Raw genomic sequence first — 2,513 nt, 5'->3', positions numbered from 1 at the left:
TGTCAACGGCGGAGACAAAACCGGCCACGTGGCGGCGCAAAAGTAGGCCAGTGGCGGGGCACTAAGCGCCATGGCGCGTGCGCTCCCCAAATAGTTGGCATGTGCCATGGCGCATTGGCCCGGAGGGCCAATTCTGTCAGGTGTGATCAGGTGGCGGCTCGGGCCTTTCGGGCGCGGCTTTGGCTGAGGCGATAGCTGTCGCCGTTCATCTCGAGAATGTTTACGTGGTGTGTCAATCTGTCGAGTAGAGCGCCAGTCAGGCGCTCGGTGCCGAAGGTTTCGGTCCATTCATCGAATGGCAGATTGCTGGTGATCAGCGTGGACCCGCACTCATAGCGCTGCGAGATCAGTTCAAACAAGAGCTCGGCGCCGGTCTTGGACAGTGGCACGAAGCCCAGTTCGTCGATGATCAGCAATTTGACGCCAGCCAGCTGCTTTTGCAGGCGGAGCAGACGGCGCTCGTCTCGGGCTTCCATCATCTCGTTGACCAGCGTCGCGGCGGTGGTGAAGCTGACCGAGAGGCCCTTCTGGCAGGCCGCCAGTCCCAGCCCGAGGGCAACATGGGTCTTGCCGGTTCCACTGGGCCCCAAGGCGATGACATTCTCACGTCGCTCGATCCAGTTGCATCGCGCGAGTTCCAGCACCTGCATCTTGTTGAGCTTCGGGATCGCCTTGAAGTCGAAGCTGTCCAGGCTCTTGGTCGCCGGGAACTTCGCGGCCTTGATACGCCGCTCGATCATCCGCCGCTCGCGGTCGATCAATTCCAGCTCGACCAGACGTGCCAGGAACTGGACATGATCCAGCCCTTCGGCGGCGCATTGGCGGGCGAGCTTCTCGTATTCCCGCAGGAAGGTGGGCAGCTTCAGCGTCTTGAGATGATCCGCGAGCAGGATCTTCGGGGTGTCGGTCATGCCGCATCCTCCGACATCAGGGCCATGTAGCTGGCCGCGGATGTGGTCTCGACGTTCGCCCGCGGCAGGTATGGGTAGACATCGAGGTCCAGCTTTGGCGGCCGTTTCTCGACGTGGCAGAGGACAAGGTGCTTGACGGCATCGAAGCCGACCGCCCCCAATTGCAGGGCCTTCTTTACGGCGGCATGCAGGTCGTCGATGTCGAAGGTCTCGAGCAGGCGCAGAACCTGCACATACTCGCGGCGTCCTGCCTTGATCATCCGCGCTTCCATCAGGCGGCGTAGGGTCGTGAACTCCGACGGCAGGTCCCATTCCGCCAGGGGCGCCGCTTGGTCCAGGGCATTGATCTTCTGCTCGATCAGCGGAAGGTAATGCACCGCATCGAAGACCATGTCCTCGCGGTCGTAGCAGCGGGGATGACGGGCGATCACCTCGCCACCGCAGCCGATCACGACCACGTCGACATATCCCCTGATCCAGACGTCACGGTGGCCGTAGGCGACGGGGACCGAGTAATCGTTGGTTTTGTAGCGCACCAGTGCCTGGGAGCTGACCCGTCCGGTGACCTGATCGCAGGCATCGAATGGCGCTGTCGGCAGATCAGCCATCGCGGCCAAATCCCGCTCAAGGCGTTCCGCGATCGTCTCGGACTGGCCGCGCAGAACATCCGCCTGACGTTTGAGGCACTGTGCCTCCAGGTAATCGTTGAACGCGCCCCAGGTCGCAAACCGCGGGATCGGCACCATGAAGTTGCGGCGGGAATAACCGACCAGCCCCTCCGCGTTGCCCTTGTCATTGCCCTTGCCGGGCCGCCCGTAGCGGTCACGGAACAGGTAATGTGACATGAACCCGCTGAACAGCGTGGCTCTCTGACGTGTCCCGTCCGGCAGGATCTTCGCAACCAGACAGCGGTCGTTGTCGTAGAGGACCGACACCGGCACCTTGCCGAAGAACGCGAAGGCGTGAACGTGGCCATCCACCCAAGCCTCGGCAGTGGCTGCCGGATAGGCTCGCACGAAGCAGGCATCACTGTGCGGCAGATCCATGACAAAGAAATGCGTCTTCTGCTCGATGCCGCCGATGACTACCACCGCCTCACCGAAGTCGGCCTGGGCATGACCGGGCGGATGCGCCAGCGGCACGAACATCTCGCGGCCGCGCCGCTCGCGTTGCCGCATGTAATCCTTCACGATCGTGTAGCCGCCGGTGAACCCGTGCTCGTCGCGAAGCCGCTCAAACACCCGCTTCGCCGTGTGCCGCTGCTTGCGAGGGACCTCCCGATCGCCGTCCAGCCAGCCGTCGATGATCCCGGTGAAGGCATCCAGCTTCGGTCGCTTGACCGGCGCCTTCCGCCGATATCCAGGTGGAACCGAAAACGCCATCATCTTGGCTACGCTATCGCGCGAGATGTTGAAATGCCGCGCCGCCTCACGCTGGCTCATGCCCTCAGCACAGGCCAGCCGAACCTTCCGATACAAATCCACAGTGAAAATCCTCCCGCCCTCCCTGTCGCCAGAAAGGGTAAAGGTGGACGACTTTTACGCCGCCCGCAGCAGGCTCATCCCGCCGCTACCGTGGCCGACTTTCGCACCGCCGTTCTCA

General features: G+C 62.7%; 2 protein-coding genes. Both read right to left on the bottom strand.

Annotated elements, in window-relative coordinates; all coding sequences use genetic code 11:
* Window positions 1-146: 146 nt before the first annotated feature.
* Complete coding sequence (istB, locus tag PVW27_RS21350) at window positions 147-911, bottom strand: IS21-like element helper ATPase IstB (RefSeq protein ID WP_274561210.1); 765 nt, start codon at window positions 909-911, stop codon at window positions 147-149.
* Window positions 908-2,395 (bottom strand): IS21 family transposase, encoded by a 1,488-nt coding sequence (istA, locus tag PVW27_RS21345; protein WP_443217146.1) that lies wholly within the window; start codon window positions 2,393-2,395, stop codon window positions 908-910. Before istA ends, istB begins: the two co-directional genes overlap by 4 nt.
* Window positions 2,396-2,513: the final 118 nt, after the last annotated feature.

The sequence above is a fragment of the Seohaeicola sp. 4SK31 genome (assembly GCF_028802875.1).
Lineage (GTDB): Bacteria > Pseudomonadota > Alphaproteobacteria > Rhodobacterales > Rhodobacteraceae > Seohaeicola.
This window is presented reverse-complemented; position numbering and strand designations above follow the sequence as displayed.

What these genes read in the sequence shown, in the direction of transcription:
- istB (WP_274561210.1), bottom strand. Translation starts at nt 911, where the DNA reads ATGACCGACACCCCGAAGATCCTGCTCGCGGATCATCTCAAGACGCTG.